Origin of the sequence: Pseudomonas sp. WJP1 (assembly GCF_028471945.1) — a bacterium.
Lineage (GTDB): Bacteria > Pseudomonadota > Gammaproteobacteria > Pseudomonadales > Pseudomonadaceae > Aquipseudomonas.
The window spans coordinates 4,791,921-4,810,432 of sequence record NZ_CP110128.1 but is presented as its reverse complement, the minus strand read 5'-3'; the positions used below and the strand labels follow the sequence as shown (position 1 = coordinate 4,810,432).

At 60.2% G+C, this 18,512-nt stretch carries 16 protein-coding genes; 10 read left to right on the top strand and 6 right to left on the bottom strand.

Features of this window, described 5'->3' with window-relative positions; all coding sequences use genetic code 11:
- Positions 1-5 precede the first annotated feature (5 nt).
- Both OH720_RS21610 and OH720_RS21605 read left to right on the top strand, forming a co-directional pair.
- Positions 6-1,208, top strand: coding sequence for an HlyD family secretion protein (locus tag OH720_RS21610; RefSeq protein WP_272602843.1), 1,203 nt, complete (start codon positions 6-8; stop codon positions 1,206-1,208).
- A 68-nt stretch (positions 1,209-1,276) separates the two neighbouring features.
- Positions 1,277-2,806: a DHA2 family efflux MFS transporter permease subunit gene (locus tag OH720_RS21605; protein ID WP_272602842.1), complete on the top strand. Its 1,530-nt coding sequence runs from the start codon at positions 1,277-1,279 to the stop codon at positions 2,804-2,806.
- A 125-nt stretch (positions 2,807-2,931) separates the two neighbouring features.
- On the opposite strand, the gene lpxH is transcribed toward OH720_RS21605, so the two are convergent.
- Positions 2,932-3,684, bottom strand: coding sequence for a UDP-2,3-diacylglucosamine diphosphatase (lpxH, locus tag OH720_RS21600; protein WP_272602841.1), 753 nt, complete (start codon positions 3,682-3,684; stop codon positions 2,932-2,934).
- A complete protein-coding gene (locus OH720_RS21595; RefSeq protein ID WP_008001184.1) occupies positions 3,681-4,184 on the bottom strand; it encodes a peptidylprolyl isomerase in 504 nt (167 codons plus the stop codon). Before OH720_RS21595 ends, lpxH begins: the two co-directional genes overlap by 4 nt.
- Before the next feature lie 251 nt (positions 4,185-4,435).
- On the opposite strand from OH720_RS21595, the gene OH720_RS21590 reads away from it, so the two are divergent.
- Together OH720_RS21590 and cysS are read left to right on the top strand one after the other, a co-directional pair.
- Positions 4,436-6,133 carry a glutamine--tRNA ligase/YqeY domain fusion protein gene (locus OH720_RS21590; protein WP_272602840.1) on the top strand — a complete coding sequence of 566 codons (1,698 nt, stop codon included), beginning with the start codon at positions 4,436-4,438 and terminating at the stop codon, positions 6,131-6,133.
- Positions 6,134-6,150: 17 nt separating this feature from the next.
- The gene (gene cysS / locus OH720_RS21585; RefSeq protein WP_110754345.1) at positions 6,151-7,533 is read left to right on the top strand and encodes a cysteine--tRNA ligase; all 1,383 of its coding nucleotides are present in this window, start codon (positions 6,151-6,153) and stop codon (positions 7,531-7,533) included.
- 190 nt (positions 7,534-7,723) lie between these two features.
- Here the strand turns inward: cysS and OH720_RS21580 are convergent, their stop codons facing one another.
- Positions 7,724-9,559: a sigma-54-dependent Fis family transcriptional regulator gene (locus OH720_RS21580; RefSeq protein WP_272602839.1), complete on the bottom strand. Its 1,836-nt coding sequence runs from the start codon at positions 9,557-9,559 to the stop codon at positions 7,724-7,726.
- A 302-nt stretch (positions 9,560-9,861) separates the two neighbouring features.
- On the opposite strand from OH720_RS21580, the gene OH720_RS21575 reads away from it, so the two are divergent.
- Genes OH720_RS21575 through OH720_RS21550 form a run of 6 tightly spaced genes read left to right on the top strand, consistent with a single transcriptional unit; the run spans position 9,862 to position 15,829 of the window.
- Positions 9,862-10,956 carry an ABC transporter ATP-binding protein gene (locus OH720_RS21575; RefSeq protein WP_180206855.1) on the top strand — a complete coding sequence of 365 codons (1,095 nt, stop codon included), beginning with the start codon at positions 9,862-9,864 and terminating at the stop codon, positions 10,954-10,956.
- Positions 10,956-12,071, top strand: coding sequence for an ABC transporter ATP-binding protein (locus tag OH720_RS21570; RefSeq protein ID WP_272602838.1), 1,116 nt, complete (start codon positions 10,956-10,958; stop codon positions 12,069-12,071). The genes OH720_RS21575 and OH720_RS21570 overlap by 1 nt, the downstream gene beginning before the upstream one ends.
- On the top strand, positions 12,068-12,934 hold the full coding sequence (locus tag OH720_RS21565; RefSeq protein WP_020801179.1) for a carbohydrate ABC transporter permease: 867 nt from the start codon (positions 12,068-12,070) through the stop codon (positions 12,932-12,934). The genes OH720_RS21570 and OH720_RS21565 overlap by 4 nt, the downstream gene beginning before the upstream one ends.
- A 27-nt stretch (positions 12,935-12,961) precedes the next feature.
- Complete coding sequence (locus OH720_RS21560) at positions 12,962-13,756, top strand: carbohydrate ABC transporter permease (protein WP_442967213.1); 795 nt, start codon at positions 12,962-12,964, stop codon at positions 13,754-13,756.
- 10 nt (positions 13,757-13,766) lie between these two features.
- Positions 13,767-14,039: a DUF2160 domain-containing protein gene (locus tag OH720_RS21555; RefSeq protein WP_008061969.1), complete on the top strand. Its 273-nt coding sequence runs from the start codon at positions 13,767-13,769 to the stop codon at positions 14,037-14,039.
- Between the two features lie 47 nt (positions 14,040-14,086).
- Positions 14,087-15,829 carry an ABC transporter substrate-binding protein gene (locus tag OH720_RS21550; protein ID WP_008061970.1) on the top strand — a complete coding sequence of 581 codons (1,743 nt, stop codon included), beginning with the start codon at positions 14,087-14,089 and terminating at the stop codon, positions 15,827-15,829.
- Positions 15,830-16,028: 199 nt separating this feature from the next.
- Here the strand turns inward: OH720_RS21550 and OH720_RS21545 are convergent, their stop codons facing one another.
- From OH720_RS21545 to nuoN, 3 genes are all read right to left on the bottom strand, one after another.
- Entirely contained in the window at positions 16,029-16,406 is a 378-nt protein-coding gene (locus OH720_RS21545; protein WP_008061975.1) for a type II toxin-antitoxin system VapC family toxin, read from the bottom strand.
- Complete coding sequence (locus OH720_RS21540; protein ID WP_272602837.1) at positions 16,403-16,834, bottom strand: type II toxin-antitoxin system Phd/YefM family antitoxin; 432 nt, start codon at positions 16,832-16,834, stop codon at positions 16,403-16,405. The genes OH720_RS21545 and OH720_RS21540 overlap by 4 nt, the downstream gene beginning before the upstream one ends.
- Positions 16,835-17,041: 207 nt before the next feature.
- Positions 17,042-18,505 (bottom strand): NADH-quinone oxidoreductase subunit NuoN, encoded by a 1,464-nt coding sequence (gene nuoN, locus OH720_RS21535; RefSeq protein ID WP_008061979.1) that lies wholly within the window; start codon positions 18,503-18,505, stop codon positions 17,042-17,044.
- Between the last annotated feature and the right edge of the window lie 7 nt (positions 18,506-18,512).

Below are 18,512 nucleotides of genomic sequence, written 5' to 3'. Positions count from 1 at the left end.
TTGTCATGGCCACTGCCGATACAACGCCAACCGCTGAAAACACCCCGGTCAATCCCGATTCGGGCAAGCGCAAGTTCATGCTGCTGGCCCTGGCCGTGGTGGTCGCGCTGAGCGGCGCGGGCGTCTGGGCCTACCACGAGTTTTACGGGCGCTGGAGCGAAAGCACCGACGACGCCTATGTGAATGGCAACGTGGTGGAAATCACCCCGCTGGTCACCGGCACCGTCGTCAGCATCGGCGCCGACGATGGCGATCTGGTCCACGAAGGCCAGGTGCTGGTGAACTTCGACCCGAACGACGCCGAAGTCGGCCTGCAAAGCGCCCAGGCCAACCTGGCCCGCACCGTGCGTCAGGTTCGCGGCCTGTACAGCGACGTCGACGGCATGAAAGCCCAGGTCAACGCCCAGCAAGCCGAAGTGCAAAAAGCTCAGGACAACTTCAACCGGCGGAAAAATCTCGCCGTCGGTGGGGCGATTTCCCAGGAGGAACTGTCCCACGCCCGTGACGACCTGACCTCGGCGCAAAACGCCTTGGCCAACGCCCAACAGAAGCTCAAGACCACCGCCGCACTGGTCGATGACACCGTGGTTTCATCGCACCCGGACGTGATGGCTGCCGCGGCGCAATTGCGTCAGGCCTATCTGAACAATGCGCGCAGCACCCTGATCGCGCCGGTCACCGGCTACGTGGCCAAACGTACCGTGCAACTGGGGCAACGGGTGCAGCCGGGGGAGGCGCTGATGGCGGTGATTCCGCTGGATCAGTTGTGGATCGACGCCAACTTCAAGGAAACCCAGCTGCGCGATATGCGTATCGGCCAGCCGGTGGAGATCGAAGCCGACCTCTACGGCAGCAGTGTGAAATACAGCGGCACCATCGACAGCCTTGGCGCCGGCACCGGTAGCGCGTTTGCCTTGCTGCCGGCGCAGAACGCCACCGGTAACTGGATCAAGATCGTGCAGCGGGTGCCGGTGCGGATCCATGTCAACGCCCAGCAGTTGGCCGAACATCCCCTGCGCGTTGGCCTGTCGACCATGGTCGAGGTGAACCTGCGCGACCAGAGCGGCCCGGTGCTGGCGCAACAGCCGCCGCAAAAGGCGTCGTTCAGCACCGGCATCTATGACCGCCAGTTGACCGAGGCCGACGCCATGATCACGCAATTGATCCACGACAACAGCGCCGCGGTCAGCAAGACCGCCCATCGCTGATTCGCCGATCCGCCATCACACCGCTCCCACAGGGTTAGCGGCGCCAGCCGAGTTTCAAAGGATTCGCGATGAGCAATAACGCCTCTTTCACGCCCCCCAGCCTGGTGCTCAGCACTATCGGCCTGTCGCTGGCGACCTTCATGCAGGTGCTCGACACCACCATCGCCAACGTGGCGCTGCCGACGATTTCCGGCAACCTGGGGGTGAGTTCGGAGCAGGGCACCTGGGTCATCACGTCTTTCGCGGTGAGCAATGCGATCGCGTTGCCGCTGACCGGCTGGCTCAGCCGGCGGTTCGGTGAGGTGAAGCTGTTCCTGTGGGCGACCATTCTGTTTGTGCTTGCCTCGTTTCTCTGTGGCATTTCCACTTCGATGCCGGAGCTGATCGGCTTTCGGGTGCTGCAAGGCCTGGTGGCCGGGCCGTTGTACCCGATGACCCAGACGCTGCTGATCGCCGTCTATCCACCCGCCAGGCGCGGCATGGCCCTGGCGTTGCTGGCGATGGTCACGGTGGTCGCGCCGATTGCAGGGCCCATCCTCGGCGGCTGGATCACCGACAGCTACAGCTGGCCGTGGATCTTCTTCATCAACGTGCCGATCGGCATCTTCGCAGTCATGGTCGTGCGTTCGCAGCTCAAGGCGCGGCCGGTGGTGACCAGTTATCAGCCCATGGACTACGTCGGCTTGATCTCCCTGGTCATCGGCGTCGGGGCGTTGCAGGTGATCCTCGACAAGGGCAATGACCTGGACTGGTTCGAATCGAGCTTCATCCTCATCGGCGCGGCCATTTCGGTGATTGCGCTGGCGGTGTTCGTGATCTGGGAAATGACCGACCAACACCCGGTGGTCAACCTGCGGCTGTTCGCCTACCGCAACTTCCGCATCGGCACCCTGGTGCTGGTGTTGGGCTACGCCGGATTCTTCGGGATCAACCTGATCCTGCCGCAATGGCTGCAAACCCAGATGGGCTATACGGCCACCTGGGCCGGCCTGGCGGTGGCGCCGATCGGGCTCCTGCCGGTGCTGATGTCGCCGTTTGTCGGCAAATACGCGCACAAGTTCGACCTGCGCTTGTTGGCGGGCCTGGCGTTCCTGGCCATTGGCTTGAGCTGTTTCATGCGTGCCGGCTTTACCAGCGAAGTGGACTTCCAGCACATCGCCCTGGTGCAGTTGTTCATGGGCATTGGCGTGGCGCTGTTTTTCATGCCGACCCTGAGCATACTGATGTCGGACCTGCCGCCGAGCCAGATCGCCGATGGCGCGGGCCTGGCGACGTTCCTGCGGACCCTGGGCGGCAGCTTCGCCGCCTCGTTGACCACGTGGATCTGGATTCGCCGGGCGGACCAGCACCATGCGTACATGAGCGAAAGCATCAGCACCTATGAACCTGCAACCCGCGAGGCCCTGCATGCGCTGGGTGGTGCGAGCAACCCGGCGTATGCGCAGCTCGACCATGTGTTGACCAGCCAGGCGTACATGCTCTCCACTGTGGACTACTTCACCTTGCTGGGGTGGGCGTTCATGGGGTTGATCGTGATCGTATGGCTGGCGAAACCGCCGTTTGCGGCGAAGGCGGGGCCTGAAGCCAGCGGCCATTGATGCAGAGCGTGGTCAATGTGGGAGCGGGCTTGCTCGCGAAAGCGGTGTGTCAGTTGATACAAATGCTGGCTGACAGGACGCCTTCGCGAGCAAGCCCGCTCCCACAAGGGGGGTGTGCTAGGTAGTTAGTTCGTGGGGGCTGCGAGTTGCGGTGGCGGCGTGAAATCGAACGGTGCCAGGGCAAACCCGCTGTCGTCGACCTGCAACGCCCAGCCCTGTTTATCCCAATCCCCCAGCACGATGCGCTTGGCCGCCAGGTCGCCAATCTGCAGCTTGTGAATGGCCGGACGATGGGTATGCCCGTGGATCAACGTTTTCACGCCATATTGCTGCATGATCCGCGGAATTTCCTCGGGCGTGACATCGACAATGTCATTGGCCTTCATCCGCGTCTGCGCCCGGCTTTCACTGCGCAGCTTGCGTGCCAGCTTGTGGCGGGTACGCAGCGGCAAGTGACGCAGGATGAACAGGGTGATCGGGTTGCGCAGGTAGCGACGCAGCTTCATGTAGCTTTCGTCGCGGGTGCAGAGGCTGTCGCCATGCATCAACAGCACGGGTTCGCCATTGAACTGCACGACACTCGGGTCTTTGAGCAGGGTGCAGCCGGCCTGTTTGCAGAACGCCTTGCCCAGCATGAAGTCGCGATTGCCGTGCATCAGGAAAATCGCCGTGCCGCTGTCGCTCAAGTCGCGCAGGGCCTGGCAGATGGAGCGCTGGAACGGCGTCATGGCATCGTCGCCAATCCACGCCTCGAAAAAGTCGCCCAAAATATACAGTGCACTCGCCGCACGGGCGCGCCCGGCGAGTAAATCCAGAAACGCCCGGGTAATGTCCGGGCGCTCCTCTTCCAGATGCAAGTCTGAAATCAGCAGTATCACTCAATGATCTCGGCTTTCTCGATGATCACGTCGTCTGCAGGTACGTCCTGGTGGCCGGCCTTGGAAGTGGTGGCCACGCCTTTGATCTTGTCGACAACGTCGGTTCCGGCGGTCACTTTACCGAATACCGCGTAGCCCCAGCCTTGAACGTTCTTGCCGCTGTGGTTCAGGAAGCTGTTGTCCGCCACGTTGATGAAGAACTGGGCGGAAGCCGAATGCGGCTCCATGGTGCGGGCCATGGCGACGGTGTACTTGTCGTTGGAAAGACCGTTGTCAGCTTCGTTCTGGATGCTTGGGCGCTTGTCTTTCTTTTCTTTCATGCCTGGCTCGAAACCGCCGCCCTGGATCATGAAGTTACCGATGACACGGTGGAAAACAGTGTTTTCGTAGTGACCGGCTTTAACGTATTCGACGAAGTTGGCCACGGTGATCGGGGCTTTGTCGGCGTTCAGTTCGAGGACGATGTCGCCGAAGTTGGTAGTCAGTTTGACTTGGGTCATGATCGTTACTCACCTTATGAATTCGTGGTCTTGGGACATTCCATCCCGCAACCGGTTCAGCCTGTCTCGGCCAAGGTGCGCAGTTTAGCGTGACAGGCACGAATTTCGAGGCTGTTTTTTCAATTACGGCCTATTAAATGCGACGGTTTACAGAGTGCGCTCTGTCAGGTACTTGACGGCATCGGCTATGATAGCGGCTTTGTTTTGTCCGGCCTTCATTACGGCCACGCACTTGTACGTTCAAGGATCCTATGAGCAAGCCCACTGTCGACCCTACCTCGAATGCCAAGACCGGCCCTGCCGTGCCGGTCAACTTCCTGCGGCCGATCATCCAGGCAGACCTGGACTCGGGCAAGCACACGCAGATCGTTACCCGTTTCCCACCTGAACCCAACGGCTACCTGCACATCGGTCACGCCAAGTCGATCTGTGTGAACTTCGGCCTGGCCCAGGAGTTCGGCGGCGTCACGCACCTGCGTTTCGACGATACCAACCCGGCCAAGGAAGACCAGGAATACATCGACGCGATCGAAAGCGACGTCAAATGGCTGGGCTTCGAATGGTCCGGTGAAGTGCGCTACGCTTCGCAGTATTTCGACCAGTTGCACGACTGGGCCGTCGAACTGATCAAGTCCGGCAAGGCCTATGTCGACGACCTGACCCCGGAACAGGCCAAGGAATACCGTGGCACCCTGACCGAGCCAGGCAAGAACAGCCCGTTCCGCGACCGCAGCGTCGAAGAGAACCTGGACCTGTTCGCCCGCATGAAAGCCGGCGAGTTCAAGGACGGCGCACGCGTGCTGCGGGCCAAGATCGACATGGCTTCGCCGAACATGAACCTGCGCGACCCGATCATGTATCGCATCCGCCACGCCCATCACCACCAGACCGGCGACAAGTGGTGCATCTACCCGAACTACGACTTCACCCACGGTCAGTCGGACGCCATCGAAGGCATCACCCACTCGATCTGCACCCTGGAGTTCGAAAGCCACCGTCCGCTGTACGAGTGGTTCCTGGAGAACCTGCCAGTACCGGCCAACCCGCGTCAGTACGAGTTCAGCCGCCTGAACCTGAACTACACCATCACCAGCAAGCGCAAGCTCAAGCAGCTGGTCGATGAAAAGCACGTCAACGGTTGGGACGATCCGCGCATGTCCACGCTGTCGGGCTTCCGCCGCCGTGGCTACACGCCGAAATCGATCCGCAACTTCTGCGAAATGATCGGCACCAACCGTTCCGACGGCGTGGTCGACTTCGGCATGCTCGAATTCAGCATCCGCGACGACCTCGACCACAGCGCCCCGCGTGCCATGTGCGTGCTGCGTCCGCTGAAAGTCGTGATCACCAACTACCCGGAAGGTCAGGTCGAGAACCTCGAGCTGGCGTGCCATCCGAAAGAAGACATGGGTGTGCGCGTCCTGCCGTTCGCCCGTGAGCTCTACATCGACCGTGAAGACTTCATGGAAGAGCCGCCGAAAGGCTACAAGCGCCTGGAGCCGAACGGCGAAGTGCGCCTGCGTGGCAGCTACGTGATCCGCGCCGACGAAGCGATCAAGGACGCCGATGGAAACATCGTCGAACTGCGCTGCTCCTACGATCCGGACACCCTGGGCAAGAACCCGGAAGGCCGCAAGGTCAAGGGCGTGGTGCACTGGGTGCCGGCCGCTGCCAGCGTCGAGTGCGAAGTGCGCCTGTACGATCGCCTGTTCCGTTCGCCGAACCCGGAGAAGGCCGAAGACAGCGCCAGTTTCCTGGACAACATCAACCCTGACTCGCTGCAGGTACTCACCGGTTGTCGTGCCGAGCCTTCGCTGGGCAACGCACAGCCGGAAGACCGTTTCCAGTTCGAGCGCGAAGGTTACTTCGTCGCGGATATCAAGGACTCGAAACCCGGTCAGCCGGTGTTCAACCGTACCGTGACCCTGCGTGATTCGTGGGGCCAGTGATTCAAGGATCCTCTAAAGTGCTTTCGATCTACAACACGCTCACCAAGAGCAAAGAAGTCTTCAAGCCGCTCGATGGCAACAAGGTGCGCATGTACGTGTGCGGCATGACCGTGTACGACTACTGCCACCTGGGCCACGGGCGCAGCATGGTCGCCTTCGACCTGGTGACCCGTTGGCTGCGTTTTAGCGGCTACGACCTGACTTATGTGCGCAACATCACCGACATTGACGACAAGATCATCAATCGGGCCAATGAGAACGGCGAGTCGTTCGAAGCCTTGACCGAGCGCATGATCGCGGCGATGCACGAAGACGAAGCGCGCCTGAACATCAAGAAGCCAGACATGGAGCCGCGTGCCACGGATCACATCCCGGGCATGCACGCGATGATCCAGACCCTGATCGACAAGGGTTATGCCTACGCCCCGGGCAATGGCGACGTGTACTACCGCGTCGGCAAGTTCATGGGCTACGGCAAGCTGTCGCGCAAGAAAATCGAAGACCTGCGCATCGGCGCGCGCATCGAAGTCGACGAGTCCAAGCAGGACCCGCTGGACTTCGTGCTTTGGAAAGCCGCCAAGCCGGGTGAGCCGAGCTGGGAATCGCCGTGGGGCGCCGGGCGTCCGGGCTGGCACATCGAGTGCTCGGTGATGTCCACCTGCTGCCTGGGCGAAACCTTCGATATTCATGGCGGCGGCAGTGACCTGGAGTTCCCGCACCACGAAAACGAAATCGCCCAGAGCGAAGCGGCCACCGGCAAGACCTACGCCAACGCGTGGATGCATTGCGGCATGATCCGTATCAATGGCGAGAAGATGTCCAAGTCCTTGAACAACTTCTTCACCATCCGCGACGTGCTCGACAAGTACCACCCGGAAGTCGTGCGTTACCTGCTGGTGTCGAGCCACTACCGCAGCGCCATCAACTATTCGGAAGACAACCTCAAGGACGCCAAGGGTGCCCTGGAGCGTTTCTACCACGCGTTGAAAGGCCTGCCGAGCGTGGCGCCGGCCGGCGGCGAAGCCTTTGTCGAGCGTTTCACCCAGGTGATGAACGACGATTTCGGCACGCCGGAAGCCTGCGCAGTGCTGTTCGAAATGGTGCGCGAGATCAACCGCCTGCGCGAAAGCGATTTGAACGCAGCGGCCGGCCTGGCTGCCCGTTTGAAAGAACTGGCCAGCGTGCTGGGTGTGTTGCAACTGGAAGCCGATGACTTCCTGCAAGCCGGTGCCGAAGGGCGCGTGGATGCAGCGGAAGTCGAGGCGCTGATTGCTGCGCGCCTGGCGGCACGCGCCGGCAAGGACTGGGCCGAATCCGACCGCATCCGCGACCAGCTCACCGCCATGGGCGTGGTGCTGGAAGATGGCAAGGGTGGGACGACCTGGCGTTTGGCTGACTGACAGCTTTATCCGCTGCAAAACAAAACCCGCCTTGTGCGGGTTTTCGTTTTTCAAGGCGTAAGTGCAGCGGTGTCCCGGCTGGCCTCATCGCGGGCAAGCCCGCTCCCACAGTGATCGAAGTGAATTTCGATTTTGTGAACGGCGCAAAACCCTGTGGGAGCGGGCTTGCCCGCGATTGACTGCGCAGCAGTCAGCTGTCTGATTGGCGCAACCGCTTGTAAAGGGTATTGCGGCTAACCCCCAGCCGCCGCGCCAGATGCGAAATATTCCCCCCGACCGCCTGCAACTGCCGATTCAAATCCTCGGCATCATCCAGATCCACCGCCAGCGGCTCCGGCGTCTCCACTGGCTCCATCTCCAGATCGACAAAAAAATCATCCGGCAAATGCTCCGGTCGCACCGGTTGCTCCTCGGCCATCGCCAGCGCCACCTGCATCACGCTGCTGACCTGCCTTAAATTCCCCGGCCACGGATGACGGCTGAACAATTCCAGCACTTCGCGGCTCAACCCGGCCCACTGACACGGTTCGCGGTGCTGTTCCCACAAGCGTTTGAACAGCGCCTCCTTATCACTTCGCTCCCTTAACGGCGGCAGTTCCAGGGTCAGGCCGCCGATGCGGTAGTACAAGTCTTCTCGAAACCGCCCCAGTTGCACCTGTTCGCGCAACGAGCGGTTGGTCGCGGAAATGATGCGGATGTCCACCGGGAACAACTCGCTGCTGCCCACCGGTTGCACGCAACGCTCCTGCAACACCCGCAGCAAGCGGGCCTGGGTCGGCAGCGGCATGTCGCCGATCTCATCGAGGAACAGCGTGCCTTTGTCAGCCTTGCGGATCAGGCCGATGCTGCCTTTCTGGTTGGCGCCGGTGAACGCGCCTTTTTCATAGCCGAACAGCTCAGACTCCACCAGTTCGGCGGGAATAGCTGCACAGTTAACGGCGATGAACGCCTGTTTGTTGCGCGAGCTGGCCTGATGCAGGGCTTTGACGAACACCTCCTTGCCGACCCCGGTTTCGCCGTGAATCAACAACGGAATGTCTTTTTCCAACAGGCGCTCGGCCTGGCGCACGGCTTTTTCCACGCGGCTGTCGCCAAAATGCAGGGTGTTGAGGCTGATGGCGGCGGGCGCTATGACGCTGGGTTCAGTGAACACTCGCGCCTGAACAGGGGCCACATTTGGCCGCTTCAGCAGGCACTGGAAGCGATTGCGCCCCGACGTCTGAAGCGAGAAGGGCAGGCCTTCGGGTTGATTCAGCAGCTCCAGCAACGAAACCTTGAACACGCTCTCGACACTGACCCGCGACAGGCGCACGCCCAGCAGGTTGTCGGCGCGACGATTGGCGGACAGCACCTGGCCACTCTCATCGAAAATCAGCAATCCGGCCCACTGGCTGTCGAGGTTGTTGAGGCCGGTGTTGAACGTCAGTTGAAAGTGCTGGCCGTGGAACAGGTTGAGAATCAGCCGGTTTTCCACGGTCTGGCTCATCATCTTGACCATGCCCAGGGTATGGGACGGCGGCAGGTAGCTGTCGCTGGACACATCCAGCACGGCGATGACCTTGCGCTCGGCATCGAAAATCGGCGCGGCGGAGCCGGTCATGAAGCGGTTGGCCTTGAGAAAGTGCTCATCGTGCTCGATGTGCACCGCTTGCTCGCAAGCCAGCGCGGTACCGATCGCATTGGTGCCGCTGCAGCGCTCCATCCAGCTGGCGCCGGCGCTGAAGCCACGGGTGAGGTTTGGTTCGATAAACCGTTGGGTGCCCCAGGACGTCAGCACTTGGCCCTGATTGTCGGCGAGCATGATCAGGCAGTTGGAGTTGCTGAGGATGTTCTCGTAGTACGGCAGGACTTCCTGATGGGTGGTCTGCACCAGGGAATGCTGGCTTTCCAGCAATTGCTTGATGCCTTCCGCTGGTAGCTGATCGAAGGCCGGGGTGCTCTGATGGTTGAGACCGAAGGCGCGGCAACGGTTCCAGGAGTCCTGGACGATGGCGTCGTGGGATAACGCGGGGGCAGGTGCGGCCATTCAAGTCAGCCTCTGATTAACGCTTTTATTGTTGTTATGGATTTTGCATGACGTTCAAACGCCACAAGCCTGGCTCCTACAAGGACCGTGAACAACCCATAGAGTGTTGTTCACTAATGTTCATTGTCAATCGCTGAACTGTTCAGTTGTTCAGTCGCGATTGTTCATTTGTGTTCATCAATGAACGTGACCCAGCAGTCACTTTCAAGGATTCAAAGCCAAATCAACGGCTTGCGTTTTCTGGCACAAATGTCGCTATACCGCTCGGGTCGCTTGTCTCAAAAAATAAAAAAGGCCGAGCCATGTCATTAACCCTGGAGCATGTCAGCCGCACCGTCGAGGGCCAGACCTGGATTGACGATGCGTGCCTGCGTTTCGAACCCGGATCCTTCAACGTCTTGCTCGGGCGCACGCTGTCCGGCAAGACCAGTCTCATGCGCCTGATGGCCGGGCTGGACAAGCCTGACAGCGGTCGCATCCTGATGAATGGCGTCGATGTCACCCAGCGCCCGGTGCGCCTGCGCAACGTGTCAATGGTGTATCAGCAGTTCATCAATTACCCGACCATGACCGTCTTCGAGAACATCGCCTCGCCGTTGCGCCAGGCCGGTGTGTCCAATGAGCTGATCCAGAGCAAGGTGCTGGAAACCGCGAAGATGCTGCGCATCGAGAAGTTCCTCAAGCGTTTTCCGCTGGAACTCTCCGGTGGCCAGCAGCAGCGCACCGCCATGGCGAGGGCGCTGGTCAAGGATGCCGAGCTGATACTGTTCGATGAGCCACTGGTCAACCTCGACTACAAATTGCGCGAAGAGCTGCGCCAGGAAATGCGCGAGTTGTTCAAGGCGCGCCATACCATCGCCATCTATGCCACCACCGAGCCCAACGAGGCCCTGGCCCTGGGCGGCACCACCACCATTCTCCATGAAGGCCGGGTGATCCAGAGCGGCCCGTCGGCCGAGGTCTACCACCAGCCGCAGACCGTACTGGCGGCGGAGTTGTTCTCCGAGCCGCCGATCAACCTGATGCCGGGTCGCATTGCCGGCAACGAAGTGAGCTTCGCCAACTTCGTGCACTTCCCGTTGAACGTCGACTTGCGCCCGGTGGGCGAGGGCGAGTTCCGCTTTGGTGTGCGCCCCAGCCATATCTCGCTGGTACCGAGCAACGACGATGACCTGGAACTGGCGGTGACCGTCGAAGTCGCGGAAATCAGCGGCTCGGAAACCTTCCTGCACGTGCGCAACGAGCATTTCCTGCTGGTGCTGCACTTGCCCGGTGTTCACGAATACGACGTCGATGCGCCGATCCGCATCTACATCCCGACCCATAAACTGTTTGTGTTCGATGCGCAGGGGCGGCTGGTCCAGGCGCCCGGCCGGCGCGTCGCGAGGGTTGCCTGATGGCCGAAATCCGTTTGCAGAACCTCGCCCATAGCTATACCAGCACCCCGAGCGGCCCAGAGGACTACGCGATCCGCCAGATGGACCACATCTGGGAACAGGGCGGCGCCTACGCGTTGCTCGGCCCGTCGGGTTGCGGCAAGTCGACCTTGCTCAACATCATTTCCGGCTTGCTCAGCCCGTCCCAGGGCCATGTGCTGTTCGATGGCAAGGCGGTCAACAACCTGACCCCGGAAAAGCGCAACATCGCCCAGGTGTTCCAGTTCCCGGTGGTCTACGACACCATGACGGTGTTCGACAACCTGGCCTTTCCGTTGCGTAACCAGGGCATGGCCGAGGCGAAAATTCACACCAAGGTGCGGGAAATTGCCGAAGTTCTCGACCTGCAGAGCCTGCTGAGCAAGAAAGCCAGCAACCTCACCGCCGACGAAAAACAGAAAGTCTCCATGGGCCGTGGGTTGGTGCGTGATGACGTCTCGGCCATCCTCTTCGATGAGCCGCTGACGGTGATCGACCCGCACCTGAAGTGGAAGCTGCGGCGCAAGCTCAAGCAGATCCACGAGCAGTTCAACATCACCATGGTCTATGTCACCCACGATCAACTGGAGGCCTCGACCTTCGCCGATAAAATTGCGGTGATGTACGGCGGACAGATCGTGCAGTTCGGCACGCCGCGGGAATTGTTCGAGCGGCCGAGCCACACCTTTGTCGGTTATTTCATTGGCAGTCCGGGGATGAACCTGATCGAGGTCGAGGTGCAACCAGGGGGCGTCGGTTTCGCCTCGACCCATCTACCCTTGTCCGAGGCCATGCAGAAACGCATCGCCGAGTCCGAATGGCACACCCTGAAGGTCGGCATTCGCCCGGAGTTCATCCATGTCTGGGACGAACCCTTTGATGACGCGCTGCGGGCACAAGTCGTACACGTCGAAGACCTCGGCACCTACAAGATCATGACCCTCAACCTCGACGGCGTGCCGCTGAAAGTACGCCTGGCCGAAGACAAGCCGGTGCCCGAAGGCACCGCGTATATCAGTTTTCCAGCGCAGTGGCTGATGGTCTATGCCGATGATTTCCTGCTGGAACCGCAATCGGTGGGTGAGGTGCAGTCATGAACAAGGTGCAGAACAACAAGGCCTGGTGGCTGGTGCTGCCGGTATTCCTGCTGGTGGCGTTCAGTGCGGTGATCCCGATGATGACCGTGGTCAACTACTCGGTGCAGGACATCTTCGACCAGTCCAGCCGCTACTTCGTCGGTGCCGACTGGTACAAGCAGGTGCTGCTCGACCCGCGTTTGCACGATTCGTTGCTGCGCCAGTTCATCTACTCGGCGTGCGTGCTGCTGATCGAAATCCCCCTGGGCATCGCGATTGCCCTGACCATGCCGACCAAGGGGCGCTGGTCGTCGGTGGTGCTGATCATCCTGGCGATTCCGTTGCTGATCCCGTGGAACGTGGTCGGCACCATCTGGCAAATCTTCGGCCGGGCCGACATTGGCCTGCTGGGGGCGAGCCTCAAGGCCATGGGCATCAACTACAACTATGCGGCGAACACCATGGACGCCTGGGTCACCGTGCTGGTGATGGACGTCTGGCACTGGACCTCACTGGTGGCGCTCTTGTGTTTCTCCGGATTGCGGGCGATTCCGGACGTGTACTACCAGGCGGCGCGGATCGACCGTGCCTCGGCCTGGGCCGTGTTCCGGCATATCCAGTTGCCCAAGCTCAAGAGTGTGCTCTTGATCGCCGTGATGCTGCGCTTCATGGACAGCTTCATGATCTACACCGAGCCGTTCGTATTGACCGGGGGCGGGCCGGGCAATGCCACGACCTTCCTCAGCCAGACCCTGACGCAGATGGCGATCGGGCAGTTCGACCTGGGGCCGGCCGCCGCATTCTCGCTGGTGTACTTCCTGATCATCCTGTTGGTGTCCTGGCTGTTTTATACCGCCATGACTCACTCTGACGCCAACCGCTGAGGCCATCATGAGCATGAGGCTATCCCTATGAAAAAAGTGATCCCACTGCTGATCTACATCCTGTTCCTGCTGGTGCCGATCTACTGGCTGCTGAACATGTCCTTCAAGAGCAACAGCGAAATCCTCGGCGGCCTGACGCTTTTCCCACAGGATTTCACCCTGGCCAACTACAAGGTGATCTTCACCGATCCGAGCTGGTACACCGGCTACATCAACTCGGCGTACTACGTGAGCCTGAACACCATCATCTCCCTCACCGTGGCATTGCCGGCGGCCTATGCGTTCTCGCGCTACCGCTTCCTCGGCGACAAGCACCTGTTCTTCTGGCTGCTGACCAACCGCATGGCGCCGCCAGCGGTGTTCCTGTTGCCGTTCTTCCAGCTGTATTCATCGATCGGCCTGTTCGACACCCACATCGCGGTGGCCCTGGCGCACTGCCTGTTCAACGTGCCGCTGGCAGTGTGGATTCTCGAAGGCTTCATGTCGGGTGTTCCCAAGGAAATCGACGAAACCGCCTACATCGACGGCTACAGTTTTCCCAAGTTCTTCGTGAAGATCTTCATTCCGCTGATCGGCTCCGGCATCGGTGTCACGGCGTTTTTTTGCTTCATGTTTTCCTGGGTCGAGCTGCTGCTGGCGCGGACCCTGACCTCGGTGAACGCCAAGCCCATCGCGGCGGTGATGACCCGCACGGTCTCGGCGTCGGGTATCGACTGGGGCGTGCTGGCGGCGGCGGGGGTGTTGACCATCCTCCCGGGCATGCTGGTGATCTGGTTTGTTCGCAACCACGTGGCCAAGGGCTTTGCCCTGGGCCGGGTATGAGGAGTCGATGATGGAATGGATGAGTTGGACCGTCCCCACGGCGGCGTTCTTCAGTGTCATCGCCTTGATCCTGGTGGGCATGACCACCTGGGAGTTGCGTTCGCCAAGCATTCTGCGACGGGGCTTTTTACCGATTGCCACCACCCGTGGCGATCGGTTGTTCATCGGTCTTCTCGGCAGCGCCTACCTGCATCTGCTGGTAATCGGCGTGACCGACTGGAGCATCTGGGTCGCCTTCGCGATGTCCCTGGTGTGGCTGTTGGCTGTGATGCGTTGGGGCTAGTCGAATCGCTCGGCAATGTTGCTCCGAAACTCAATAAGGAGGTCTCTATGTTCGACAAAAACAATAAGCTGCGACATAGCATTTCATTGGCAGCCATGCTGGCACTCAGCGGTTTGAGCGCTTCGGCCTGGGCCGATGCCTATGAAGACGCCGCGAAGAAATGGATCGGCAGCGAGTTCAAGCCGTCGACCCTGACGGCCGATCAGCAACTCGAAGAGCTGAAGTGGTTCATCAAGGCGGCGGAGCCGTTTCGCGGAATGAGCATCAAGGTGGTGTCGGAAACCATCGCCACCCACGAGTACGAATCCAAGGTGCTGGCCAAGGCCTTCACTGAAATCACCGGGATCAAGCTGACCCACGACCTGCTGCAGGAAGGCGACGTGGTGGAAAAGCTGCAGACCCAGATGCAGTCGGACAAGAACATCTATGACGGCTGGGTCAACGACTCGGACCTGATCGGTACGCACTTCCGTTACGGCAAGACCGAATCGATCACCGACCTGATGGCCAACGAAGGCAAGAACTTCACCTCGCCGACCCTGGACATCAAGGACTTCATCGGCATCTCCTTCACCACCGCGCCGGACGGCAAGATCTATCAGCTGCCCGACCAACAATTCGCCAACCTGTACTGGTTCCGCGCCGACTGGTTCGAACGCGCGGACCTCAAAGCCAAATTCAAGGAAAAGTACGGCTACGAGCTGGGTGTGCCGGTGAACTGGTCGGCCTATGAAGACATTGCCAAGTTCTTCAGCGAAGACGTCAAGGAAATCGACGGCAAGCGTGTCTACGGGCACATGGACTACGGCAAGAAAGACCCGTCCCTGGGCTGGCGCTTTACCGATGCCTGGTTCTCCATGGCCGGTGGCGGCGACAAGGGCATTCCCAATGGCTTGCCGGTGGACGAGTGGGGCATCCGCGTTGAGGACTGCCACCCGGTCGGCTCCAGCGTGACCCGTGGTGGCGACACCAACGGCCCGGCGGCGGTATTCGCCACCACCAAATACGTGGACTGGATGAAGAAATACGCACCACCTGAAGCGGCGGGCATGACCTTCTCCGAATCCGGGCCGGTACCGTCCCAGGGCAACATTGCCCAACAGATCTTCTGGTACACCGCCTTCACCGCCGACATGACCAAGCCGGGCCTGGCCGTGATGAACGCTGATGGCACGCCAAAATGGCGCATGGCACCGTCGCCACGCGGGCCGTACTGGGAGGAGGGCATGAAGCTGGGGTATCAGGACGTGGGTTCCTGGACGTTCATGAAGTCCACGCCTGAGAAACAAAAACTCGCGGCCTGGCTATACGCACAGTTCGTGACCTCGAAAACCGTCTCGCTGAAGAAAACCATCGTCGGCCTGACCCCGATCCGCGAATCGGACATCAACTCGCAGGCCATGACCGACCTGGCACCGAAACTGGGTGGCCTGGTGGAGTTCTACCGCAGCCCGGCCCGCGTGCAATGGACCCCGACCGGGACCAACGTGCCGGATTATCCGCGCCTGGCGCAACTGTGGTGGAGCCACATCGCCGAAGCCGCCAGCGGCGAGAAAACCCCGCAACAGGCACTCGACGGCCTGGCCAAGGATCAGGACGCCATCATGTCCCGTCTGGAGCGCTCGAAAGCCCAAGCCACCTGCGCGCCTAAAATGAACCCTGAGCGCGATGCTCAATACTGGTTCGATCAGCCGGGCGCACCGAAACCGAAACTGGCGAACGAGAAGCCGCAGGGTGAAACCGTGAGTTATGCCGAACTGCTGAAATCGTGGGAGGCGGCGCGCAAGTAAAGCGTTGGAGTGTGAAAGGCGAACGGCACCGGGAGGTGCCGTTTTCATTTGTGTCTGTTCCACCGCTATCGCGAGCAGGCTCACTCCTACATTTGATCGGCGGTGTTCGCGATTTGTGTGTCCACAGACGATCCCCTGTGGGAGCGAGCCTGCTCGCGATGAGGGTATTACAGGCAATCCATTTATTAGAGTGGACCGATCAGACTAAAACAGCTAAATCGGTGTACTTGGCAACCAACGGGTCGGCGGTGAGAAGCTTCATGGGTTCAGTCATGGCGGTTGCAACAATGAGGCGGTCGAACGGGTCGCGATGGTGATGCTCGAGGTCTTTCACAGCAATGGCATGCTCGGAAGTGACCGGCAATTCGATGAACCCGCTTTCGAGGCAGTACTGCCGGATTTCTTCCAGATCGACATTCAGCTTACCCAGTCCGACTTTGATCGCCATCTCCCAGAATGACGCTGCGCTGACATAAATGTCGGCAGCGTTCTCAATGAGCTTTCTGGCTTTGCCCGAGAGTCTCGGATCATCACTGAGTGTCCAGAGCAAAATGTGCGTGTCGAGCAGCAGCCTCATTCGCCAGTGCCTTCAAATACATCGAGCATGTCGTCTGGCAGGGGCGCGTCAAAGTCTTCCGGAAGCACCAGTTTGCCTTTCATTGTTCCGATTCGCTGTCCGCTGGGTTTTCCAATTGGAACCAGGCGCGCAAGGGCCCGACCATGTTTGGCGATCGTGATGATCTGTCCGGCTGCTGCATCATCGACGAGTTTGGACAGATTATTTTTGGCTTCGGCCAACGGAACGATGATCATCATTTCTCCCCCATATTCTGGACAAATATAGCCAGAATTTTCGCGCACGACAAAGAAGCTTGGTTTCTCGGTGATAGCCGGGGAATATTTGGAACTCTTCACTCTATGGCTTAGCAACGTGACATTCCCTTGGCGCTCGGCAGCCAGGGAGTCCAAGCCTTCTATCAGTTCGGAAAAAATGTCACGTTTCATTGTCGGTTCTCGCATTGGTTTCTCAATCTGGAAGCTATTCAAGATAGAGCCAAATGCTCAGTGCTGGATGTAGGACAAGACGGCTACTACCGCGTGAGCTTTCTGGATTTATTGGAGGAGGAGTGCACACCGGTAATAAATCCCACAAACGCAAAAACGGCACCCGAAGGTGCCGTTTCTGTTTACTACCGAGTGAAGCTTAAGCGATCAACCCGCCAGACCCGATTGCTGTACCAGGTTCAACAACGGCTGTGGATACAGGCCGAGGAAGAAGGCCAGTACCGCGATGGCGAGCAGCATCACGCCGCCTGCACGTTGCTCCCAATGTAGCTGGGCATCGTGGCGACGCAGGTTCGGTTCGATCAGGTACAGGGTGACCATGACGCGCAGGTAGTAGAACACGCCGATGGCGCTGCCCAGTACCAGGGAGCCGACCAGCCACCATTGTTGCGACTGGACACCGGTGGCGATGATGTAGAACTTGCCGATGAAGCCCGCGGTCAGCGGGATACCGGCCAGGGACAGCATCATCACGGTCAGTACGGCGGTCAGGTACGGACGGCGCCAGAACAGGCCGCGGTATTCGTACAGGGCATCGGCGTCACGGCCGTTGTACGGCGAGGACATCAGGGTGATCACGCCGAACGCGCCGAGGCTGGTGATCACGTAGGTGACCAGGTACACGCCGATGGCTTCCACGGCCAGGCCCTTGCTCGCCACCAGGGCGATCAGCAGGTAACCGAAGTGGGCGATGGAGGAGTAACCCAGCAGACGCTTGAGGTTGCTCTGGGTCAGCGCCAGCAGGTTACCGAACAGGATCGACGCGATGGCGATGATGGTCAGCACGTCGCTCAGTACGCCGCTGCTCGCCGCTGGCGAGATCTGGAACAGACGCACCATCACCGCGAACACGGCAACTTTGGAAGCGGTCGCCAGGAACGCTGCCACCGGTGCCGGAGCACCTTCGTAAACGTCTGGTGTCCAGAGGTGGAAAGGTACCAGCGACAGCTTGAACGCCAGGCCGATCAGCATCATGCCCAGGCCCAGTTGCGCCAGCGAGCTTGGCAGGCCAGTGGCCGCCAGGGCCTGGCCGATGCCGACGAAGCTCAGGGAGCCGGAGTCGGCATACAGCAGCGCCATGCCAAACAACAGGAACGCGGAACCGGCAGCCGACAGCACCATGTACTTGATGCCGGCTTCCAGCGAACGCTTGTTGAAGAAGGCGTAGGCCACCAGACCGTAGACCGGTACCGACAGCAGCTCCAGGCCGATGAACAAGCCGGCCAGGTGCTGCGCGCTGACCAGTACCAGGCCACCGGCGGCGGCCATCAGGATCAGCAGGTACAGTTCTTCACGGTTGCCCGGGTAACCCGAACCGCCATCGCCGAGGTAGGCGTGGGCGAGGGTCACACAGGCCAGGGTGGCGACCAGGATCAGCGCCATGTACAGGCAGGCGAAGGTGTCGATCTGCAGCAGTGGAGTCACCGCCAGTGGCGCGACTTTCAGGGCCGGCAGGATCGACAGCAACGCCAGGTTCAGACCCGCCACCGACAGCAGGAAGGTCTGGGAGTGGTTACGCCGCCAGGCGATCGCCAGCATTACCACGATGATCGTGGCACTGGTGATCAACAGCGGCCCCAGCGCAATAAAGTGTTGAAGTGTAAATTCCATAGCGCTC